Genomic DNA, 1,623 nt, shown 5'->3' with positions numbered 1-1,623 from the left:
GACATGGGGGACCTCGGCGCGGTGATGCCGGTGCTGCACCCCTTCACGGCGGGCGCCACCGGGGACGCGCACAGCGTCGACTACGCGGTGACCGACCACGTCCTCGCCGCGCTGGAACCGGCCGTGCTGATGGCCTGGTGCGTCATCGACCTGCTGGTCGACGGCGCCGCCCAGGCGCACGACGTCCTCGCGCGGCGCGAGCGGCGTACGGCAGCAAAACCGGACGAGCGGCCCGCCGCCGACCAGTACAGCGACTTGCGGGCCGGATTCGACGGCCTGACCCATTACGACGGAACCCACGACACGGTGCGTGGGACAGAAGGAGAACTGTGAGCACCCCCGAGCGGAAACAGCCGAGGATCGCGCTCGTCACCGGAGCGGCCGGAGGCATCGGGGCGGCCATCGCGAGGCGGCTGAGCAAGGAAGGCGTCAAGGTGGTCCTCGCGGACCTCCGCGCCGACCACCTCGCCCCCCTCGCCGCCGAGAACTCCGGGCCGTTCGCCGCCCTGGAGGTCGACCTCACCGACCGCGCCTCGCTGCCCGACTTCGTCGACCGCGCCTGGGAGGTGTTCGGCGGCCTTGACATCCTGATCAACGCCGCAGGCCTCTACCCGAGCGCCCCGCTCCTGGAGATGCGCGACGACCAGTGGGACCAGGTCATGGACGTCAACCTGTCCGCGGTCTTCTCCCTGTCGCGGGCCTTCGCGCGGCGTGTGGTCGACGCCGGTACGGGCGGCCACATCGTCAACATCAGCTCGGGCGCCTCCGCCCGGGCCCGCCGGGGCGCCGCCCACTACTGCACGTCCAAGGCCGGTCTGGACATGCTCACCAAGGCGTTCGCCCTGGAACTGGCGGAGCACCGCATCCACGTCAACGCGGTCTCGCCGGGCTTCATCGAGGTCGACAGCGAGGTGAACCCGCTCGGCGCGGACTACGTCCGCTCGATCCGCGGCGGACAGCCCTGGCCCCGCGCGGGTGTCCCCGAGGACATCGCGGGCGCGGTCGCCTACCTGTGCGGTCCGGACGCCGAGTGGATCACCGGAGCGTCGCTGTCCGTGGACGGCGGCGCGGGCACCGGCAACGCCGCGCTGCCACTGAGCTGAACGGAGGAGAACAACGATGACGACTCCGACTACTCCGCCGAGCCGTAACGCCGTTACCGATCAGGTGGATTCGTCGACCTCGCGGCGCGGATACGTCTGCGTCACCTTCGACTTCGACGCCCTCTCCTCCTGGATGGCCCGGGGCATGCTGACCGCGACCCCGCGCTCCCGAGGGGAGTTCGCGGCCGTCGCCGTACCCCGGCTGCTGCACATCCTGGAGACCCGGGGCATCACCGCGACCTGGTTCGTACCCGGGCACACCGCCCTCACGTACCCCGAGCTCACGCGCGAACTCATGGAGCGGGGCCACGAGGTGGCGGTGCACGGGCACGCCCACGAGAACGTCGCCGCACTGGAGCCGGCCGAGGAACGCGCCGTGCTCCAGCGGTCGTTGAACGCCCTGAAGGAGGTTACCGGCACCCTGCCGCGCGGCTTCCGGGCCCCGGCCTGGGACCTGTCCGACGCCTCGGTCGACCTGCTCGTCGAGCACGGGCTGGCCTACGACAGCAGCCTGATGGGC

The 1,623-nt window shown here is 71.5% G+C and carries 3 protein-coding genes; all 3 read left to right on the top strand.

The genetic code is table 11. From position 1 onward, the window contains the following. On the top strand, positions 1-333 hold a 333-nt coding region (locus ACWFR4_RS48840; RefSeq protein ID WP_453658444.1), incomplete at its 5' end, for a hypothetical protein. Further along, positions 330-1,103, top strand: coding sequence for an SDR family NAD(P)-dependent oxidoreductase (locus ACWFR4_RS48835; protein WP_453658442.1), 774 nt, complete (start codon positions 330-332; stop codon positions 1,101-1,103). The genes ACWFR4_RS48840 and ACWFR4_RS48835, both read left to right, overlap by 4 nt. A gap of 16 nt (positions 1,104-1,119) precedes the next feature. Then, the coding region (locus tag ACWFR4_RS48830; RefSeq protein WP_453658440.1) for a polysaccharide deacetylase family protein at positions 1,120-1,623 on the top strand (504 nt) is incomplete at its 3' end.

This window comes from Streptomyces sp. NPDC055140, from assembly GCF_053607285.1.
This window is presented reverse-complemented; position numbering and strand designations above follow the sequence as displayed.